Annotated in this window: 15 protein-coding genes and 1 other RNA gene; 9 read left to right on the plus strand and 7 right to left on the minus strand. The window is 75.1% G+C overall.

Annotated features, from left to right (window positions below):
- The first annotated feature begins 103 nt into the window (after positions 1 to 103).
- Positions 104 to 1591 carry a carboxylesterase/lipase family protein gene (locus tag ACSUPR_RS26135; RefSeq protein ID WP_436887363.1) on the plus strand — a complete coding sequence of 496 codons (1488 nt, stop codon included), beginning with the start codon at positions 104 to 106 and terminating at the stop codon, positions 1589 to 1591.
- A 232-nt stretch (positions 1592 to 1823) separates the two neighbouring features.
- Here ACSUPR_RS26135 and ACSUPR_RS26140 read toward each other — a convergent pair whose 3' ends face one another.
- Both ACSUPR_RS26140 and ACSUPR_RS26145 read right to left on the minus strand, forming a co-directional pair.
- Positions 1824 to 4223 (minus strand): Tex family protein, encoded by a 2400-nt coding sequence (locus tag ACSUPR_RS26140; protein WP_436887364.1) that lies wholly within the window; start codon positions 4221 to 4223, stop codon positions 1824 to 1826.
- A 241-nt stretch (positions 4224 to 4464) separates the two neighbouring features.
- Positions 4465 to 4815, minus strand: a complete 351-nt coding sequence (locus ACSUPR_RS26145) for a hypothetical protein (protein WP_436887365.1) — start codon at positions 4813 to 4815, stop codon at positions 4465 to 4467.
- 214 nt (positions 4816 to 5029) lie between these two features.
- On the opposite strand from ACSUPR_RS26145, the gene ACSUPR_RS26150 reads away from it, so the two are divergent.
- Together ACSUPR_RS26150 and ACSUPR_RS26155 are read left to right on the plus strand one after the other, a co-directional pair.
- Positions 5030 to 6328, plus strand: coding sequence for an MFS transporter (locus tag ACSUPR_RS26150; protein ID WP_436887366.1), 1299 nt, complete (start codon positions 5030 to 5032; stop codon positions 6326 to 6328).
- 41 nt (positions 6329 to 6369) lie between these two features.
- Positions 6370 to 7041: a helix-turn-helix domain-containing protein gene (locus ACSUPR_RS26155; protein ID WP_436887367.1), complete on the plus strand. Its 672-nt coding sequence runs from the start codon at positions 6370 to 6372 to the stop codon at positions 7039 to 7041.
- Here the strand turns inward: ACSUPR_RS26155 and ACSUPR_RS26160 are convergent.
- Positions 7038 to 7916 carry a deoxyribonuclease IV gene (locus ACSUPR_RS26160; RefSeq protein ID WP_436887368.1) on the minus strand — a complete coding sequence of 293 codons (879 nt, stop codon included), beginning with the start codon at positions 7914 to 7916 and terminating at the stop codon, positions 7038 to 7040. The genes ACSUPR_RS26155 and ACSUPR_RS26160 overlap by 4 nt on opposite strands.
- Positions 7917 to 8036: 120 nt before the next feature.
- A complete protein-coding gene (locus tag ACSUPR_RS26165) occupies positions 8037 to 9416 on the minus strand; it encodes an FAD-binding oxidoreductase (RefSeq protein ID WP_436887369.1) in 1380 nt (459 codons plus the stop codon).
- A gap of 92 nt (positions 9417 to 9508) precedes the next feature.
- Here ACSUPR_RS26165 and ACSUPR_RS26170 point away from each other — a divergent pair, with 92 nt between their 5' ends.
- The 6 genes from ACSUPR_RS26170 to ACSUPR_RS26195 all read left to right on the plus strand — a co-directional run bounded on the left by ACSUPR_RS26170 (position 9509) and on the right by ACSUPR_RS26195 (position 13707).
- Positions 9509 to 10468, plus strand: coding sequence for a helix-turn-helix transcriptional regulator (locus tag ACSUPR_RS26170; RefSeq protein ID WP_436887371.1), 960 nt, complete (start codon positions 9509 to 9511; stop codon positions 10466 to 10468).
- Positions 10459 to 11328 (plus strand): Nif3-like dinuclear metal center hexameric protein, encoded by an 870-nt coding sequence (locus tag ACSUPR_RS26175; protein WP_436887372.1) that lies wholly within the window; start codon positions 10459 to 10461, stop codon positions 11326 to 11328. The genes ACSUPR_RS26170 and ACSUPR_RS26175 overlap by 10 nt, the downstream gene beginning before the upstream one ends.
- Positions 11329 to 11456: 128 nt before the next feature.
- A complete protein-coding gene (locus tag ACSUPR_RS26180; protein ID WP_436887373.1) occupies positions 11457 to 12203 on the plus strand; it encodes a zinc ribbon domain-containing protein in 747 nt (248 codons plus the stop codon).
- Positions 12200 to 12838, plus strand: coding sequence for a histidine phosphatase family protein (locus tag ACSUPR_RS26185; protein ID WP_436887374.1), 639 nt, complete (start codon positions 12200 to 12202; stop codon positions 12836 to 12838). The genes ACSUPR_RS26180 and ACSUPR_RS26185 overlap by 4 nt, the downstream gene beginning before the upstream one ends.
- Before the next feature lie 51 nt (positions 12839 to 12889).
- Positions 12890 to 13277: RNase P RNA component class A (rnpB, locus tag ACSUPR_RS26190), an RNA gene on the plus strand.
- Positions 13278 to 13560: 283 nt separating this feature from the next.
- The gene (locus ACSUPR_RS26195) at positions 13561 to 13707 is read left to right on the plus strand and encodes a hypothetical protein (RefSeq protein WP_436887375.1); all 147 of its coding nucleotides are present in this window, start codon (positions 13561 to 13563) and stop codon (positions 13705 to 13707) included.
- On the opposite strand, the gene ACSUPR_RS26200 is transcribed toward ACSUPR_RS26195, so the two are convergent.
- The 3 genes from ACSUPR_RS26200 to ACSUPR_RS26210 form a co-directional block, all read right to left on the minus strand.
- Positions 13659 to 16034 carry a SulP family inorganic anion transporter gene (locus tag ACSUPR_RS26200; RefSeq protein WP_436887376.1) on the minus strand — a complete coding sequence of 792 codons (2376 nt, stop codon included), beginning with the start codon at positions 16032 to 16034 and terminating at the stop codon, positions 13659 to 13661. The genes ACSUPR_RS26195 and ACSUPR_RS26200 overlap by 49 nt on opposite strands.
- Before the next feature lie 315 nt (positions 16035 to 16349).
- Positions 16350 to 18449, minus strand: coding sequence for a hypothetical protein (locus ACSUPR_RS26205; protein WP_436887377.1), 2100 nt, complete (start codon positions 18447 to 18449; stop codon positions 16350 to 16352).
- Between the two features lie 350 nt (positions 18450 to 18799).
- The gene (locus ACSUPR_RS26210; protein WP_436887378.1) at positions 18800 to 19417 is read right to left on the minus strand and encodes a YbhB/YbcL family Raf kinase inhibitor-like protein; all 618 of its coding nucleotides are present in this window, start codon (positions 19415 to 19417) and stop codon (positions 18800 to 18802) included.
- Positions 19418 to 19668: the final 251 nt, after the last annotated feature.

Consider the following 19668-nt stretch of genomic DNA (forward strand, 5'->3'; position numbering starts at 1 on the left):
CTGCGAGTTGCGCCGTTGTCCTCCCCCGGCCCCCGAGGGCTTGCGCCGGGTTACCTAACGTTGTTAGGTGTGGTGTGTGTCACGAGACGAGGAGAGTGCGGCAGTGACTGAGAACGTGGTGACGACGACCGGCGGCAGGGTCCGCGGCACGGCCTCGCCCCGCTCCGCGGACGGGAGCGTCACCGTCCACCGGAGCATCCCCTACGCGGCGGCCCCCTTTGGGGAGCACCGGTTCGCCGCCCCCGCGCCCGCCGCCCCCTGGGAGGGCGTACGCGACTGCACCGCCTACGGGCCGCCCTCCCCGCAGCGCCCCTACCTCGTCGGCGCCGCAGCCTGGTCGCCCGACATGTCCGGGGACTGCCTCACCCTCACCGTCTGGAGCGGGGCCCTCCCCGGCGACCGCGCCCCCGTCCTGGTGTGGATCCACGGCGGCGCCTACATCGTCGGCGCCGCCTCCGAGGGGCCGTACGACGGGACCCGGCTGGCCGAGAGCGGGCTGGTCGTGGTCGGCGTCAACTACCGCGTCGGCTTCGAGGGGTTCGGGCACGTCCCCGGCCGCCCCGACAACCGCGGCATCCTGGACCAGGCCGCCGCCCTGCGCTGGGTGCGCGACAACATCGAGGGTTTCGGCGGTGACCCCGGCAACGTCACCGTCGCCGGCGAGTCGGCCGGCGCCGGCGCGGTGGCCTGCCTCATGGCCTCCCCCCACGCGCGGGGCCTGTTCCGCCGCGCCATCGCCCACAGCGTGCCCGGGGACACGCTCGGCACCGCCACCGCGCGCGCCGTCGGTGAGCGCATCGCCCGGGCCGCGGGTGTCCCCTACGAGGCCGAGAGCCTGGCCGCGCTGGCGCCCGAGAAGCTCCTGGACGCGGTCGACGCGGTCCTGAGCGACACGCCCTCCACCGGATTCAAGCCCTTCACCTGCTTCGCCCCCGTGGTCGGCGGCCCCGAGCTGCCGGAGGAGCCCCTGGAGGCGGTGGCCCGCGGCGGGGCGTCCGGGGTCGACCTGCTCGTCGGGCACAACGCCCACGAGTTCCGGCTGTTCACCGAGCTGGGCCAGGAGGTGCGGATCGACGAGGAGGAGGTCCTGCACCGGCTGGTGGAGCGGCTCGGTCTGCGCGAGGACGCCCTGGACGTCTACCGGGCCGCCTATCCCGGGGCCCCGGTGCGCGAGCTGTTCAACGTGATCCAGGGCGACGCGCTGTTCTGCGAGTACACCGCCCGGTTCGCGGAGTCGCACGCCCGCGGCGGCGGTCGCGCGTTCCTCTTCCGGTTCGCCGCCGAGAGCACCGTGATGGAGGGCCGCCTCGGCGCCTGCCACGGGCTCGACCTGCCGTTCGCGTTCGGCAACCTCGACGGGGACTTCGGGATGTTCCTGCTCGACGGCTCCCCCGGCGAGGCCCACCACGAGCTGTCGGCGCGGATGGTCGCCGCCTGGCGCGACTTCGCGGCCACCGGGGACCCGGGCTGGCCGGCGGTCACCGCCGGGGCGACGCCGGTCAAGGAGTGGAACACCCCCGACGTCCTGCACCCGGAGCTCGTGGCCCCGGCGCGGCAGGTGTGGGCGGACGTGCCCCTGGCGCCCAGGTAGACCCCTCCCGCGGTGCGCGGCCGCCCTGCCGGCGGGCGGGGCGGGCCGTGGGGGAGGACCCCGCGGCCCGGCCGGACACGGCGGCGCCCCGCCCGGGGGCCCGGTCCGGCTCCCGAGGCGGGGCATCGCCTCCTGTCCCGTCTCCCGGCCGCCCCGCCCGTCTTCCGACGGCCGGAGCCGGACCGGCCCGTGCCGGGCGCCCGGCGGTCTCCCGCCGGGCGCCCGGCACGTGTCAGGACCGGCCGCCGAGCCCAGCGCGGCGCAGCGCGTCGGCCATCGCCCCCTGCGGGGCGGCCTGGCGGCCGCCGTTGCCGCCCCGGTCGCCGCCGCGGGCGCCGCGGTTGCGGTCGCCGTTGCCGCGGCGCCGGTCGCCCTGGCCGCCGCCCCGCTCCCCGCGGTCCCCGCGGCGGTCCCGGCCGCCGCCCGCCGGAGCGTCGTCGTCGAGCCGCATGGTCAGCGAGATCCGCTTGCGCGGGATGTCGACGTCCTGCACCCTGACCTTGACGATGTCGCCGGGCTTGACCACCTCGCGCGGATCCTGCACGAACTTGTCCGACATGGCCGACACGTGCACCAGGCCGTCCTGGTGGACGCCCACGTCGACGAACGCGCCGAACGCCGCCACGTTGGTGACCACGCCCTCCAGGATCATCCCCGGGGCCAGGTCGCCCAGCGTCTCCACGCCCTCCTTGAAGGTGGCGGTGGTGAAGGCCGGACGGGGGTCGCGGCCCGGCTTGTCCAGCTCGGCGAGGATGTCGGTGACCGTGGGAAGGCCGAAGGTCTCGTCCACGAACTCCTGCGGGCGCACCTTGGAGAGCACGCCCTTGTTGCCGATGAGCGAGGGCAGGTCGACCCCCGTGCGGTCCAGGATGCGGCGCACCACGGGGTAGGCCTCGGGGTGCACGGCGGAGGCGTCCAGCGGGTCGTCGCCGCCGGGCACCCGCAGGAAGCCCGCGCACTGCTCGAACGCCTTGGGGCCCAGGCGCGGCACCGACCGCAGCTGCTCGCGGCTGCGGAAGGGGCCGTTGGCGTCGCGGTGGGAGACGATGTTGCGGGCCAGGGTGGAGGTCACGCCCGACACCCGGGTCAGCAGCGGCACGGAGGCGGTGTTGACGTCCACGCCGACGCCGTTCACACAGTCCTCGACCACGGCGTCCAGGGAGCGCGACAGCTTCGCCTCGGCCAGGTCGTGCTGGTACTGGCCGACGCCGATCGACTTGGGGTCGATCTTGACCAGTTCGGCCAGCGGGTCCTGCAGGCGGCGGGCGATGGAGGCGGCGCCGCGCAGGGACACGTCCAGGTCGGGCAGCTCCTCGGAGGCGTAGGCGGAGGCCGAGTACACCGATGCGCCCGCCTCCGAGACCATCACCTTGGTCAGGGGCAGCTCGGGGTGGCGCTTGAGCAGGTCGGCGGCCAGGCGGTCGGTCTCCCGGGAGGCGGTGCCGTTGCCGATGGCGATCAGCTCGACCCCGTGGGCCCCGCACAGCCGGGCCAGGCGGTCGATGGAGCCGTCCCAGTCGTTGCGGGGCGCGTGCGGGTAGACGGTGTCGGTGGCGACGACCTTGCCGGTGGGATCGCAGACGGCGACCTTCACGCCGGTGCGCAGGCCCGGGTCCAGGCCCAGGGTGGTGCGGGTCCCGGCGGGGGCGGCCAGCAGCAGGTCGCGCAGGTTGGCGGCGAACACGGCCACGCCGTCGTCCTCGGCCCGCTGCCACAGGCGCATCCGGACGTCGATGTCGAGCCGGACCAGGATGCGGGTGCGCCAGGCCCAGCGGACGGTCTCCTGGAGCCAGCGGTCGGCGGGGCGCCCGCGGTCCACGATGCCGAAGTGGTGGGCGATGGCGTTCTCGTAGGAGGAGCGCGGGACGGTGCCGTCGGGGTTCTCGGCGGGGGCCTCCTCCGGCTCCAGGGTGAGGGAGAGGACCTCCTCCTTCTCGCCCCGGTACATGGCCAGGACCCGGTGGGAGGGGAGTGCGGTGAGGGGCTCGGAGAAGTCGAAGTAGTCGGAGAACTTGGCGCCGGACTCCTCCCTGCCCTCGCGGACGGTGGAGACCAGGCGGCCCTTCTCCCACAGGCGTTCGCGCAGCAGGCCGGTGAGGTCGGCGTCCTCGGCGAAGCGCTCCACGAGGATGGCGCGGGCCCCGTCCAGGGCGGCCTTGGTGTCGGCGACGCCCCGGTCGGCGTCGACGTAGGGGGCGGCGGTCTCCTGCGGGTCCAGGCCCGGGTCGCCGATCAGCGCCTCGGCCAGCGGTTCGAGCCCGGCCTCGCGGGCGATCTGGGCCTTGGTGCGGCGCTTGGGCTTGTAGGGGAGGTAGATGTCCTCGACGCGGGCCTTGGAGTCGGCCTCCAGGATGCTCCGCTCCAGGTCCTCGTTCAGCTTGCCCTGGGAGCGGATCGACTCCAGGACGGCGGCCTTGCGTTCGTCGAGCTCCCGCAGGTAGCGCAGGCGCTCTTCCAGGGCGCGCAGCTGGGCGTCGTCCAGGGCTCCGGTGGCCTCCTTGCGGTAGCGGGCGATGAAGGGCACGGTCGACCCCCCGTCGAGGAGGTCGACGGCGGCCTTGACCTGGTGTGCGCCGACGCCGAGTTCTTCGGCGATGCGCTGGTCGATCGTGGGTGTCGCAGGGGTCGTCACTGGTGTGTGTCCACTCGTCGGATGTTCGGTGCGGGCCCATTCTGCTGTCGCGGCCGGACATTGTCATCCCGGCCGCGCCCGCTGTGGAGAGGGTTCGGGGCCCGGGTGCGGGCAAGGCGGGGCGAAGGCGGGTGAACGAGGCACGCGGGGGGTGCGGGGCGCCGGATCCGGGCCGTGCGGCGGGGGCCGGATGCAAAGACCGGGGCCGCCGCGGGGCCCCCGGGGCGCAGGATCCGGGCGGTCAGCCCTCGCCGCCGAGGTAGTCGGGGGCGTAGTACTCGTCGAGGGGCACCGGTCCCCGGTAGCCCTGGCACATGCACTGGCGGTAGGTGGAGCTCTGCGAGCCGGTCCAGCGCCCCGGGATGACGACCTGGGTCTGGCACTTCTTGGTCTGCTGGTCGTGGAAGACGAGGTGGTGGCCGCAGCCGCACAGGGGCTGGGGGGTGCGCTCGCCCGGGTTCAGGGCCCGGGCCTGTTCCTGTTTGTGCTGCTGGGCGAGGGCCTCCCTGGTCTGGCGCCTCGTGACGAAGCGGCCCACCACGAAACCGCCCAGGGCTATCGCCGCACCGAACACCATGGAGAACGGATCCATCCGCCGCCATCCCTTCCCTCGACCCGGGGCCCCGTGCACAGGGCCCCGGTCCCATTGTCGCCCATCGCCCTGTGGGACGGCGGATGCCTCCCGGAGGTTCCCGGGCGGGGGTGGCGGCGCGGCCTCGGAAAGCCGTGCAGAGATTCCTTTGCATCATTCCCTTTGCAAAGGAATCTTTGGGATAGCGTCGGGGGTACCGCCGAAAGGAGCCCCGATGAGCCCCGCACCCCCCGACACCCCCGCCCGCGCCGAGCGCCTCGGCGGCGCGTTCCACCGCCTGCTGGCCGCCTCCGGGCTGACCAACCTCGGCGACGGCATGCTCGCCACCGCGCTGCCGCTGATCGCCGCCGCCCTCACCCACGACCCGCTGGCCGTCTCCGGGCTGCTGGCCGCCCGGTTCCTGCCCTGGCTGCTGGTCGCGCCCCTGTCCGGGGTGCTGCTGGACCGGGTCGACCGGCTGCGCGCCATGGCGTCGGCCAACGCGGTCGCCGCCGCGGCCGTCGCCGTCCTGGCCGTGGTCGTCTCCCTGGGCCGCGCCGAGATGTGGATCCTGTACGCGGTCCTGTTCCTGGTGGTCACCTGCGAGACCGTCTCGGACCCGGCGGCCAGGATCAGCGTGGCCCGGCTGGTACCGGGCCGGCTCCTGGACCGGGCCAACGGCAGACAGGAGGGGATGCACCTGGTGGCCCAGGACTGCGTGGCCAAACCGGTGGCCGGACTGCTGTTCGCGGTCGCCGCCCTGCTGCCGGTGGCCGGGACCGCCCTCTCCTACGCGCTGTGCGCCCTGCTGGTCCTCTCCATCCTCCGGCTGCTGCGCCGCCGCCCGGAGCCCGGCGGCGGCGCGGCGGCCGCCGACGCGGACCGGGAGCCGCGGGAGCGGGTACTGCACTCCCTGCGGCAGGGGCTGGGCCAGGTGTTCGGCGACCGGCTCATGCGCCGCATGATGTTCACCAACGCCGGGACGATGGCCGGTATCCAGATGGGCACCGCCGTCATGGTGCTGCACGTCCGGCAGGTCCTGGAGGTCCCCGCCGCCCTCTACGGCGTGTTCCTGGCAGCCGTCGCGGTCGGCGGGATCCTCGGGGCGGCGGTGGCCTCCCGGCTGGTGCTCGCGCTCGGCCGCCGGGCCGTGATGACGAGCGGTTACCTGGGCATGGGGCTGGGCCTGGCCGCGATGGCGTTCACCACCGACGCCCGCTCGGCCGCCGCCGCCTGGGCACTGGTCGGCGTGTCCATGACCACCTCCAACATCGCCGGATCGGTGTTCTTCCAGACCGTCGTCCCCGAACACCTGCGCGGTCGCGTCTCGGCGGCCTTCCGCACCGTCGGCTGGGGCCTGGCCCCGGTGGGCGCGCTCGTGGGCGGGCTGCTGGGCCGGGTCGACCTCGCCCTGCCCTACCTGGCCGGCGGACTGCTCATGGTCGTCACCGTCCTGGTCTTTCGGCGCACCATCGCCGAGTGCGCCCGCCTGTGCGACGAGGCCACCGCCCGCCTGGCCGCGGGCGACCGGTGAGGGGACCGGTGCGGCCCGCGTCCGACCGCTACGGTGAACCCATGTCCGACGAACCCCTGACCGACGACGAGGACGCCTTCCCCGAGGAGGGCGAGCAGTTGCGGGTGGACGCGAGCGCCCTGCGCGGCCTGGCGCACCCGCTGCGCGGGCGCATCCTGGACGAGCTGACCCGCAACGGCCCCGCCACCGCCACCATCCTCGGCAGGCGCCTGGGGGAGAGCAGCGGGGCCACCAGCTACCACCTGCGCCAGCTGTCCCGGTACGGGTTCATCGACGCCGCCCCCGGCCGTTCCGGGGGCCGGGAGCGCTGGTGGCGCGTCCGGCCCGGCGGCTGGAGCATGAGCGGGCACGCGTTCATGGAGGACCCGCGCACCCGGCCGGCGGCGGAGGCCGTCCTGGACCGCTACTACCACGGGCGCCGGCGGAGCTTCCAGGACTGGCTGGACCTGGTCCGCGAACTCCCCGACGCCCCGGACGTGCGCCGCTGGAAGAACGCGGCCACCGACGCGCAGACGCACCTGCGGCTGACCCCCGAGGAGACGGAGGAGTTCTCCGAGGCGCTCTACGGCTTCATCCGCGACTACAGCCGACGATTCGAGAGCCGCACCCCCGAGAGCCACCCCGACACCGGCAGCGTCGAGTTGCAGATCAACATCTTCCCCTCGCTGCCGCCGCTGCGGGACCGGCCGGAGGGCGGGGGCGAGGGCCCCTAGCCGTCGCGGAGCTTCTTGAGGGTCGCCACGTCGGCGGCGTGCGGACCCGCCGGGCCGGGGGTCTCCACCACGATCGGCACCCCCGCGCTCACCGGGTGGACGAACAGCTCCCCGAACGCGTCGGCGCCGATGAACCCGGCCCCGATGTTCTCGTGCCGGTCCTTGCAGCTGCCGCACGGCGCCTTGGAGTCGTTGCCGTGGACCACCCGCAGCCGGTCGGCGCCCACGACCTCGCCGAACCGGTCCAGGGCGGCGCGCATCCCCTCCCGGCTGGAGATGTCGTGCCCGGCGGCGAACATGTGGGCGGTGTCCAGGCACACGCCCACGTTCGGGTGCCACTCCAGGGCCTCGAAGTAGGGCACCAGGTCGTCGACGGTGGCGCACAGCACCTGGCCCTGCCCGGCCATGGGTTCCAGCAGCACCGGCGGGACGTCGTCGCCCAGGCGCTCCAGCAGCGGCAGCAGCCGCTCCCGCATGCGGGCCAGGCCCGCCTCCCGGCCGCCCGACACCGCCGAGCCGGTGTGCACGACCACGCCCAGCGCCCCGATCTCGGCGGAGCGGCGCAGCGCGTGCTCCAGGGAGGCCACCGACCTGCCGGCCACCTCCTCGCCGGGGGTGCCCGGGTTGATGAGGTAGGGGGCGTGCACGAACACCGGGAGCCCGGCCTCGGCCCGCTCGCGCATGCGCGCGTCCTGGGCCGGGTCGCCCCCGTTGGTCGCCCAGCCGCGCGGGTTGGACACGAACACCTGGACGGCCTCGGCGCCGATCTCGGCGGCGTAGGCCAGGCCCTTGTCGGCCATGCCCCCGGCGACCGGGACGTGCGCGCCGACCGGGGACGGGGTGATCGGGGAAGGGGTGTGCGGCGTGGTACTCATCGGTCGACCAGCCTAAACCGTTCCCGGCGGCGGCCCGTCCCGGCCGGCGGTGGCCCCGCTCACCCCGGGGCCGGGCGGAGCCCGCGGGACGGCGGTCCCGCGGGGTCCGCGGCCGCGGGCTCAGTCCAGCGGCCGGTGGGAGTGGAACAGGCCCCGCGGGTCGAGCCGGTCCCGCTGCCGGACCAGGAGGGCGTGGTCCTCGGGGGAGAACGCGGTGCGGACCAGGTCGGCGTCCATCGCCCCGAAGGACAGGGTGAGCGAGCGTCCCAGGGTGCGGTCGGCCAGCGCCGCCGCGGTCGACGCGCGCAGGTCGGCCATGGCGGGTGTGTCCTCCCGCCCGTCCAGCGTCAGCAGGGCCAGTGCGCAGGCGGCGCCGCGGTGGCCGACGACGCCCGGGGTCCGGGGCGGCCGGGACAGCGCGCCGCCCAGGTGGCGCAGCCACACCGCGGTCAGGAAGGGGGCCTCCGCCCCCCGCCGGGCGGCCGCGGCGGCGTCCGCCACCGGCAGGTCGTCCAGGAGCAGGCCCTCGCCCCGGAAGGCCGCGGGATCGTCGTGGTCGGCGAACACCTCCTCCGAACGGGTGTAGGGGAGGACCCCCAGGGTGTCCTCCAGGAGCGGGCCGGCGGACCGCAGGGGGTCCACCAGGCCGGGACCCTGCTCGAGCGGTCCCGACCAGGAAACCGCGACCCGGGCCAGGTGGCGGCCCCGCAAGTGCGGGGGCAGCCCGGGCAGGTCGGGGTAGGAGACCGCGGAGACCCCCGAGGTCATCTCCTCGGGCAGGTCCCGGGTCCACTCCCACCAGGCGCCGAGCACCCCGGCGGGGTCCTCGCCCAGGTCGAAGAGCAGCCCTCCGCCGTACAGGTGCTCCACCGGGAACAGGTCGATCTCGATCCCGGTCACGGCCCCCGGGCTCCCGCCGCCGCCCCGCAGCGCCCGGAGGAGGTCGGGGTCGGTGCCGGCGCTCACCCGGTGCGCCGTCCCGTCGGCGGTGACCAGGTCGACACCGCGCAGGTGGTCGGCGGCGAACCCGTACCGTCGGGCGAGCAGGCCGACGCCCCCGCCCAGGGTGTAGCCCACCGCGCCCACGGACGGGGAGCTGCCCGACAGGGGCGCCAGACCGTGGGGCGCCGCGGCCTCGACGACCCGTCGCCAGGTGGCGCCCGCGGCGACCCGCGCGGTCCGGCGGGCGGGGTCCACCCGGACGCCGTCCATCCGGTGCGTGTCGATGAGCACCCCGCCGTCCAGGCCGGTGCCGCGGCCGTGCCCGGTCGCCTGGACGGCCACCGGGAGGCCGCGTTCGGACGCCCACGCCACCGTTGCGCGCACGTCGTCGGCGCCCGCGGCCTCCACCACGGCGGCGGGCCGGTGCGGGTCCAGGAGCTGGACGCCGGTGCGGGCCCGCCCGTGGCCGGGTGAGCCGGGGGTGTGCACGGCCCCCGCCACCCGGGCGGCGAGCGCGCGCACCGCCGCCGCGTCCGTCGTGTTCGCCAGGTCCGTCATGGTTCCTCCCGAGGTCGTTCCCGTGCCGTCCCGGCCAACGTAGAAGCCCATGCGGTCACATTCCGGCCGCAATGGACGGCATCCTGGAAGGCATGAGCGAATCCGTCCGGGCAGGGCTGCCGCAGCGCCTCCTGCGCCTGCTGTCCCTGCTCCAGATGCGCCGCGACTGGAGCGGGCCCGAGCTCGCCGACCGGCTCGGAGTCAGCGCCCGTACCCTGCGCCGCGACATCGACCGGCTGCGCGACCTCGACTACCGGGTGGAGGGTGTTCCCGGGGTGGCGGGCGGGTACCGGCTCGCCTCCGGGCGCGACCTGCCCCCGTTGCTCCTGGACGACGAGGAGGCCATCGCCCTGGCGATCGCACTGGTCAGGGCCGAGGGGGCGCGGGAGGGCGCGCTGAGCGCCCTGGCCAAACTGGAGCGGATCCTGCCCGCGCGGCTGCGCCCCCGGCTGGCGGCCGTCCGGGACAGCGCCTCCGCGGTGCCGTCCGGGCGGGACGGCACCGACCCGGCGGAGCTGGGGCGGCTCGCCGCGCACTGCCGCGACCGCGTCGTCACGGCCTTCACCTACCGCCCGCGGTCGGGGGAGCCGGGGGAGCGCCGGGTGGAGCCGCACCACCTGGTCTCCCACGGCGGCCACTGGTACCTCATCGCCCACGACCGCGACCGGGACGACTGGCGCACCTTCCGGATGGACCGCGTCTCGGAGGCCCGCGCCACCCACGACCGGTTCGTCCCCCGCGACCTGCCCGACCCGGTCGGCCACCTGCTGGGCGGGTTCGCCGGGGCGACCTACACCCACACCGTGCGGCTGGCCGTGGCCCTGTCCGCGCAGGAGGCGAGAGGCCGCCTGTACGGCCCGTTCCCGGGGAGCATCGAACCCGTCGGCGAGGACCGGTGCCGGGTCCGCGTCAGCGCCGACTCCCCGGACCTGGTGGTGCAGTACACGGCCGTCGTGCTGTGCCTGGACGCCGAGGTCACCGTCGAGCAGGTGACGCCCGGGATCGCCGGGCGCCTGCGCCGGGCCGCGGGGGCGCTACGCTCGTGCCCGTGAGCACGCAGACCGCACACCCCGCACTCGCCGACGTCGTGGCCGCCTTCGAGGACGTCTACCCGACCTCCTGGGCCGCCTCCTGGGACCGGGTGGGCCTGGCGGTGGGCGACCCCGCCGACCGGATCGCCAGGATCCTGTTCGCCGTCGACCCCGTGGAGGCCGTCGTCGACGAGGCGGTCACCTGGGGGGCCGACCTGGTCGTCACCCACCACCCCCTCATGCTGCGGGGGGTGCACAGTGTCGCCGCCCACACCCCCAAGGGGCGCATCGTGCACCGGCTCATCCGGGCCGGGATCGCCCTGTACACCGCCCACACCAACGCCGACACCGCCGCTCCGGGGGTGTCCGACGCGCTGGCCCGCACCGTCGGGCTCACCGGTCCGCTGCGCCCCCTGGAGCCCGACACCGCCGACCCCGACGGCCGTCGCGGCATCGGCCGCGTCGGCGTCCTGGACACCCCGATGACGCTGCGCGACTTCGCCGCCCGGGTCGCCTCGGCCCTGCCCGCCACCGCTCCCGGCGTCCGGGTGGCCGGGGACCTGGACCGCGTCGTGACCACCGTCGCGGTGTCGGGCGGCGCGGGCGACTCCCTGCTGGACTCCGCGCGCGCCGCCGGGGTCGACGCCTTCGTCACCTCCGACCTGCGCCACCACCCCGCCTCGGAGTTCGCCGAGCGGCCGGACGCCCCGGCGCTCGTCGACACCCCGCACTTCGCGAGCGAGTGGCCGTGGCTGGCGGACGGGGCGGCCGCCCTGGCCGACTCCCTCGTGCGGCGGCTGGGCCCGGATGGGGCTAACGTGGAGACCCGTGTGTCCACGACGGTGACGGACGCCTGGTCACAGGCGTTCCCGTCGGCCTGACACATCCGCCCGCCGCCGGGCATCCCGATCGGACCGCACCGTGTCGTCGAACCGCACAGTGCTATCGAACTGCACAGAGTGAGGGCGCGGACGGCGTACCAGCCTTTCCGACCACCCCAGGAGAACAAGTGAAAGCCGAACCCGCCGCGCAGGCCAGACTGCTCGACCTCCAGGAACTGGACCTCGAGGTCCAGCGCCTGGACCACCGGGCCGCGACCCTGCCCGAGGTCGCCGAGGCGACCCGGCTCGCCGAGCTCGCCGACCGCCTCGACGGCGAGCTGATCGCCGCCCAGACCCGACTGTCCGACGCCGAGCGCGCCCAGCGCAAGGCCGAGAGCGATGTCGACCAGGTGCGCGCCCGCGCGGCCCGCGACACCGAGCGGCTGGAGTCGGGGCGCATCACCAGCGGCAAGGAGCTGCAGAACCTCCAGTCCGAGATCGCCTCCCTGGGCCGTCGCCAGAGCGAGCTGGAGGAGGTCGTGCTGGAGGCGATGGAGCAGGTCGAGGCGCTCTCGGCCGAGGTGGCCAGGCTGACGGCCGCCGCCCACGACGCCCGCGTCGAGTACACCGAGGTGGTCGCCCGGCGCGACACCGCCGGCGCCGGGATCGGCCTGGACCGGGCCCGCGCCGTCGAGAACCGGCAGCGGGTCTCCGAGGACATCCCCGAGCCGCTGCTGTCCCTGTACGACAAGCTGCGCGCCCAGTACGGCGGCGTCGCCGCCGCCCCGCTGCGCCACGGCCGCTGCGAGGGCTGCAAGCTGGTGCTCAGCCCGGCCGAGCTCGGTGAGATCCGCTCCGCCGCCCCCGACGACGTGGTGCGCTGTGAGGAGTGCCGCCGCATCCTGGTCCGTACCGCGGAGCCGGAGGCCCGGTGAGCACCGGGTGGGGTGCCCCCGACACCTCGCCCACCCGGTTGCTGCTGCTGCGCCACGGTCAGACGCCGCTGTCCGTGGAGCGCCGCTTCGCGGGCCGGGGCGACATCCCGCTCACCGAGGCGGGGTGCGCCCAGGCCGAGGCGGCCGCCCGGCGGCTGGCGGGCCGCGGGATCGACGCGGTCGTCGCCTCGCCGCTGCTGCGGACCCGGCGCACCGCCGAGTACGCCGCCGCGGTGCTGGGGCTCACCGTGGAGATCGACGACGGGTTCGTGGAGACCGACTTCGGAGCCTGGGAGGGGATGACCTTCGCCGAGGCGCGCGAGCACGCCCCGGAGGCGGTCGACCGCTGGCTGTCCGACCCCGGGGCCGCCCCGCCCGGCGGCGAGGACTTCGCCACGGTGTCGCGCCGGGTCGGCCGGGCCCGCGACGCCCTGGTGGAGCGCCACCGGGGGCGCACCGTGCTGGTCGTCAGCCACGTCACCCCCATCAAGGCGCTGGTCCAGCAGGCCCTGATGGCTCCGGTACAGGCGCTGTACCGGATGCACCTGGACACCGCGAGCCTCACCGAGGTGGACGTCTACGCCGACGGCCCCATGGTGATGCGGTCGTTCAACGACACCTCCCACCTGGCCTGAGCCGCCGGTGGCCCGGGCCCGGGCCACCGGCGGTAGACTCGTGGACCGAGGGGAGTCGACCAGGCGGTCGCGGACCGCGCCGGGTGCGCGGATCCGAGGAAAGTCCGGACTCCACAGGGCAGGGTGGTCGGTAACACCGACCCGGGGTGACCCGCGGGACAGTGCCACAGAGAACAGACCGCCACCGCTCGCGGTGGTAAGGGTGAAACGGTGGTGTAAGAGACCACCAGCGGCCGGAGTGATCCGGTCGGCTCGGTAAACCCCACCCGGAGCAAGGTCGAAAAGGGGATCTCCGGATCCTCGCGCGGATGATCGAGGGCGGCCCGCCCGAGTCCGCGGGTGGACCGCACCGAGGTCGTCGGCAACGGCGATCCCAGATGGATGACCGCCCGGTCCGTTCACGGACCGACAGAATCCGGCTTACCGGCCGACTCCCCTCCTTCCAACCTTCCGACCTGCGCCGCAAGGCGGGGGTCGACCGTGTTCCGGTTCTGTCCCGGATCCCGGATCAGCCGGGGGAGCGCAACAGGCCGACCGCTCCCCGCCCGGCGGTCGGCGCCCCGTACGGGTGGGGCAGGTGTGTACATCCCCGTGGTGATGGTCCGGGGACGGGGGCACCGATAGATTGGGCGGAGCGCTCCGACCCCGCGGCCGCGGGAGCGGACGCCCGCGACCGCCGGTGCCGGGGCCGCGGGCAACGGTGTCCACGGAATGGGTGACCCTTGTTCGACTCGACCCTCTTCTGGGTGCTCCTCTTCGGCCTGCCGGTCCTGGCCATCGTTGCGATCGTGCTGCTGGCCACCTACCAGGCGTCAGGGGTTCAGGAGGACGGGCGCGACGACGCCCCCGACGACTCGTCCAGCGGCTGACGGTCGTCCTCCGTCGCCGGCCGGGGCCGCGGCACCGGCTCGGTGACGTCCCGGACGTCCCGGACGTCCCGGACGTCCGGGACCGCGGTGAACTCCCCGGTCCCGGTGTCCAGCAGGTGCACCCGCGCCGTCTCCAGGTCGTAGTACATCCCGGTCAGCTCCAGCTCCCCGGACTCCACGCGTTCGCGCACCAGCGGGTGCAGCGTCAGATGGGCGAGCTGCTGGCGGACGTTGGCCTGGGCCAGACGGCGCAGCGCCTCGGCGGTGGGCAGCCCCGCCAGCTCTCCGGCGGGTTCGCCCGCCCGGACCAGGCTGGCGGACCCGTGGGCGAGCCAGCGCCGCACATGCGAGGTGTCCGCGGCGTCGGGGTCCAGGTGGGCGCCCTCCAGCAGCGCCTTCATCGCCCCGCAGTGGGAGTGCCCGCACACCACGATCGAGGGCACCCGCAGGACGGCGACCGCGTACTCGACGGCGGCCCCCACCGAGTCGTCGTCCGGGGCGTCCGGGCGCGGCACCAGGTTGCCCACGTTGCGCACCGTGAACAGGTCGCCGGGCCCGCTGGCGGTGATGAGGTTGGGCACCACCCGGGAGTCGGCGCAGGTGATGAACAGGGCGGTCGGGTTCTGACCGTGAGACAGCCGGCTCATCACCGACCGCATCCGGTCGGCGGTGCTGGCGTGGTACTCCCGGGCCCCGGCGGCGAGCAGGCCGAGGGGGTCCACCTCCTGGGCTCCGCCGCGCATCTCCCAGGGCGCCCACCAGCGGGCCAGTCCGCGCGGGGCGGTCTTGGCCGCCGGGGCCGACCGTCGGCTGCTGCGCTCGTACCAGCGTTCGTGCACCTCGTCGATGTCGACGGAGCCGCCGGTGCGCTCGTGGTCCACGCGCCAGGCGTGGATGGCCTCGAACGCGGCGTGGTCCATGAAGTCCACGTGCAGGTCCAGGTCGACCCGGGCGCCGGAGGGGACGGTGCGCAGCACGTGCGCGAGCCGGGGGACGCCCAGGAAGGTCAGGGATCCGTGCACGGTGATGTGGATGCGGCCGCCCCGCTCCTCGGTGGTGACGGTGAGCCGGGTCAGCCTGCGCAGGGACACCACCATGGCCAGCGCGAATCCGAGGAACACCCCTTCCAGCAGCCCCAGAAGCACCACGCCGAACAGGGTCACCAGGTACACCCCGGCCTCGTGGTGGCGGCGCAGATCGCGCAGATGGGCGAGGGAGACCATCTGTACGCCGATGAACACCAGGAGCGCCGCCAGCGCCGCCATCGGGATCAGCTCGACCACGTGCGCGAACAGGGCGACGAACACCAGGACCCACACGCCGTGCAGGATGGTGGTCATCGGAGTGCGGCCCCCGGCGCGCACGCCCGCGGTGCTGCGCACCATGCCCCCGGCGATGGGCAGTCCGCCCAGGGCGCCGCTGACGGCGTTGGCCGCGCCCTGGCCGCACAGCTCGCGGTTGAGCATCACCCGGCGGCCGCTGTGCAGCCGGTCCACGGCGATGGCGGAGAGCAGGGTCTCGACGCTGGCGACCATGGCGACGGTGACCACGGCGAGCATGACGCCGTTCCACTGGCCGGCGGCGGGGAGCGCGGGGCCGATCCATCCCTGGCCGAGGGAGTCCGTGAGGGACACCGTCTCGACCTCCCAGCGCCCCAGGGTGGCGATGAGCGTGGCGGTGCCGACGGCGACCAGCGCGGCCGGGATGAGGGCGGGCCGGAACCGGCCGGCGCCGGGCAGCCTGTTCCAGAAGAACATGACGGCGATGGTGACGACGCCGACCGCGACGGCCGGCGTGTGGTTGTGGACGACCTGGTGGGGCAGGTCGGTGAGGTTGGCCAGGGCCGAACTCTGCGGTTCGTCGCCCAGGACGACGTGCAGCTGGGCCAGGGCGATGGTGATGCCGACGCCGGCGAGCATGCCGTGCACGACCGCAGGTGAGACGGCCAGGGCGGCCCGGGCGATCCGGAAGGCGCCCAGCGCGAGTTGGAGGAGGCCGGCGAGCAGCGTGATCAGGCAGGTGACCTGCCAGCCGTACGTGGTGATGAGACCGGCCACGATGATGGTCAGGCCCACGGAGGGCCCGCTGACCTGGACCGCGGAGCCGCCGACGAGACCGGCGACGATGCCGCCGACGGCGGCGGCGATGATCCCGGCGATGAGCGGTGCGCCGGAGGCGACGGCGATGCCGAGGGCGAGCGGGACGGCGACGAGGAAGACGACGAGGGAGGCACCGACGTCGGAGACGACGCCCCTGCGGTCGGCGCGGGGGGCGGGCCCCCGGGCGGGAGGCGGTTCGGGCGGTGTTCCCTGGGCGTCGTTGCGCATGGTGACTCCTGTTCTGTTCGGGCAGGCGATGCGTAGGCGCGCGGGGACTGCGGGTGTCCGGACCGGGGGATGCGCACGGCGGAGGACCTTCGAGATGTCTCGAAGGGTGTCGTGATGATCACCAACTGTAGTCAATGTCGGGGACTCTGTGTTACGGACTGTTGTGGTTTCGGTAACCATTTTCCCGTGTTCACATGAGGCGAGAGCGAACTCGGACAGAACAAAAGCCGAGGTGGCGGGTGTGAAACCGCCACCTCGGCGTTGTGAACCCCTGTCCTCGCAGCCCGCGTTCAGGGCCGGGAGCCCGGCGTCAGGTCACCGGAAGTGACCGTCCCCATATCCGTCGTCGTAGCCGCGGCGGTCCTGCTCGCGCCGGTCGTAGGGGGCGTCCCGGTAGGGGTCGGGCGCCCCGCCGCGGTGCCACTCCTCCAGCGGGCGGTAGCCGTCGTACTCCGGTTCGGCGGGCGGGCGGGGCGCGTAGCCGCCCAGCACGTCGTCGTAGCCCTCTCCGGGCCGCCCGTAGGCGGGGTTCTGCCCCGCCGGGGAGGGGTGGCCCGTACCCGGGCCGCCGTGCAGGGGGTCGATCCCGGGCGTGCCGCCCGGTCCCCCCGGAACGCTCGGCGCCCCCGGCCCGCCGGATCCCGCGGGCCCGCTCGGACCGCCGTACCCGCCGCCGTACCCGCCGCCGTAGCCGGGTCCGCCCGGCAGGTCCGGCCGGCCCGGTGGCGTGCCGAACGGGTCGGGCCGACCGGCCGGTGCCGGACCGCCGTACCCGGACGGCGCCCCGGAGCCCCCGCCGGTGCCCCACAGCGGCTCGTTGCCCGCGGGCCTCGTGTGGGCGCCGGTGTCGTAGGCGGGGGTGCCGGTGTCGTAGGGGTTGGCGGGGTGGGTGGGGCGGCTGTGGGTGCCGGTGTCGTAGTCGGGTCGGCTGTAGGACCCGGTGTCGTAGGACCCCGTGTCGTAGGAGCCGGTGTCGTAGGTGGGGCGGGTGTGCTCGCCGGTCTCGTATTCGGGTCGGCGGGGCGTGCCGTGGTCCGGCCTCGTGTGGGTGCCGCTGTCGTAGGCCGGGGCCCCGGTGCCGTAGGGGTGGGTGGGGCGGCTGTGGGTGCCGGTGTCGTAGTCGGGTCGGCTGTAGGACCCGGTGTCGTAGGACCCCGTGTCGTAGGAGCCGGTGTCGTAGGTGGGGCGGGTGTGCTCGCCGGTCTCGTATTCGGGTCGGCGGGGCGTGCCGTGGTCCGGCCTCGTGTGGGTGCCGCTGTCGTAGGCCGGGGCCCCGGTGCCGTAGGGGTGGTCCGACCGTCCGTGCGCTCCCGTCCCCGCCGCCGTGTCGGGCCGGGACGCGGGGGCGTACCCGCCGCCCAGCGGATCGGCGGGCGTGGCCGGAGCGGCGCCGTACCCTCCCGCCGGGCGCTGGTGGGAGCCGCTGTCCATGCTCGACCAGATCGGCGAGCCCGCGTCGGAACCGGCGGGGGAGCCGCGGAACCCGCCGCCCAGCGGGTCGGGGGCGCCGGTGCGCCGGTGCCCGCCCGTGCCGCCGTCGTAGGGCGGCGGGGTGGAGGGGGACGGGGTGTAGGGGGCGGGGGTCGCGCCGCCCGCCGAGGGCGCACCCAGCGGGTCGCGTGCCGGGGCGGGGGAGCCCAGGGGGTCGCCCAGCGGGTCGGGGCGGGGCGCCGTCAGCCGGTCGGCCAGCGAGGGGGCGTCCGGCGCCGGGTCGGTGCGCACCTTCCAGGAACTGGAGCTCAGCGGGTCGTCGTTGCGGGCCGCGGGCGCGACGGGCGCCTCGGGGGCGGGGTCGCGGGTGGGCGGCAGCTCGGCGCGCTCGGGACGCGGCGGCAGGGCCCGGTCGCCGTCCGCCGGGCGGCCGTCATCGCTGCGGCCCAGGCTGGCCAGCATCGCCAGGTCGGCGGACGGGTCGCCGGAAGCGGTCGCGCGCGGCAGCACGGTGGTCGCCCCGGCCGGCCCGGCGGGCTCGTCGTCGTAGTCCTCGTAGGAGTCGTCGTCCTCGTACTCGTACTGTGTGACGGTGGGCGCCCGGTCGTCGTCGCGGTCGTCCCGGCCCCGGTCCCCGTCCGAGCGCCCGTCGGCGTCGTTCTCGCCCAGGCTCGACCAGAAGCCGCCGTCCTCGTCGTCGTCCCAGTCGACCTCGCGCTTGTTGCGCCGGGGCTTGGGCCGCCGCTCCGGCCGGCCGGCCGGGCGCCGCCCGCGGCCCCGCCCCCGCGGGGCGTCGTCGCGGCCCTCGTCCCCGCCGTCCTCCGGATCGGCGTCGCGTCCCTCGTCGTCGGCCTCGTCGTACTCGTAGTCGTCCTCGTAGCCGTCGTCGCGCGAGCCCAGGTTGAGCGCACGCATGCCCAGCAGCAGGAGCAGCAGCACGGCCAGCACGACGACGATGGCGATGATGATGACGGTGAGGGTCATGGTGTTCGCACTACCTTGGGGAGGTCGGCCGCGCACCCGGATTCATCCGGAGACGGGCCCGGGCGGGGCCGGTCGGAGCGGGGCGGCGACCGCCTGGTCCCGTGGAGGGGCGGCCTGCGGAGCGGGCGAGGTGCAGGCGACTCCTGTGCGGTCTCAGGTCAGCGTGCCGCGCGGCGAGTGGACGGGTATCGGTCATCTGAAAAGGGGCGGGGGGCACTGCCCCACTGTATGCGCTGTCGCGCCCTGTGTGCAGAGGGCGATGGGAGCTTCCTCGGTGAATCGGGAAAAGACCGCTCATCCCGGGCTACCTGTGGGTAACCCGGGACGGAACGCGCCCATTATGACCCGGGTCACTCCGTGCCGGTGACCAGGGACCCGCGGGCGATCGCGCGGTCGGCGATCGCCTCCAGCGTCGACGACAGCTCCGCGCCCTCGGGCAGGTCCAGCGGGGCGTTCAGCGCGTACACCGTGAACCGGTAGCCGTGCGGGTCGTCCGCCTCCGGGCAGGGCGGGGCGTAGGCGGCCTCGCCCGTGCTGTTGAGGCCCTGGCGCGCGTCGGCGGGCACCGAGTCCTGGCGCAGCTCGCCCGTCTGCGGGTCCAGGTCGTAGACGATCCAGAACACCTCGGCGGCCTCGGGGTCGTCCACCACGAGTGCGAGGGATTCCGTGTCGTCGGGAAGGCCCGACCAGCTCAGCGGAGGCGAGGACGTCTCACGCTCCCCGTCCTCACCCGGCTCGGAGCCCACACAGGTGTAGGCCTCGGGCAGCGGCCGACCCTCCTGCATCATCGGGCTGGTGACGTTGATGTCGTCGGGCATGTCCCCGTTCTGCCCGGGGGTGAACAGGCCGCAGCCGGTGGTCAGTGCCAACGCCGCCCCCGCCGCCAGCGCGCCGGTGGGCACGCCGGGGGAGGTGCGGGGCGCGCGAGGCGCCCCGGTCGTCCGGAGGGAAGGGAGGGCCGGGAACAATGTGGGACTCCTGCTGGACTCTGGAAAAGCGCGGGACGCCGTAGGGACGGGGCGGCCCGCAGGACGGGACCGGCCGCGGCGCGGCGTCCGGAACGGTCCCGGCGCCGGGCGCGGCGGAGGGGGCGTGAACGAACACCCGCACACGCTCCTCAGCGAACCTTACTGCGGTCCCGACCCGGTCGGGGCGGTGCGCCGGGCCCGGCGCCGGCCCTGTGGACAACGGCACCCCACCGCCTCCGGGGGGCCATGAT

Origin of the sequence: Nocardiopsis dassonvillei (assembly GCF_964273065.1) — a bacterium.
Lineage (GTDB): Bacteria > Actinomycetota > Actinomycetes > Streptosporangiales > Streptosporangiaceae > Nocardiopsis > Nocardiopsis dassonvillei_B.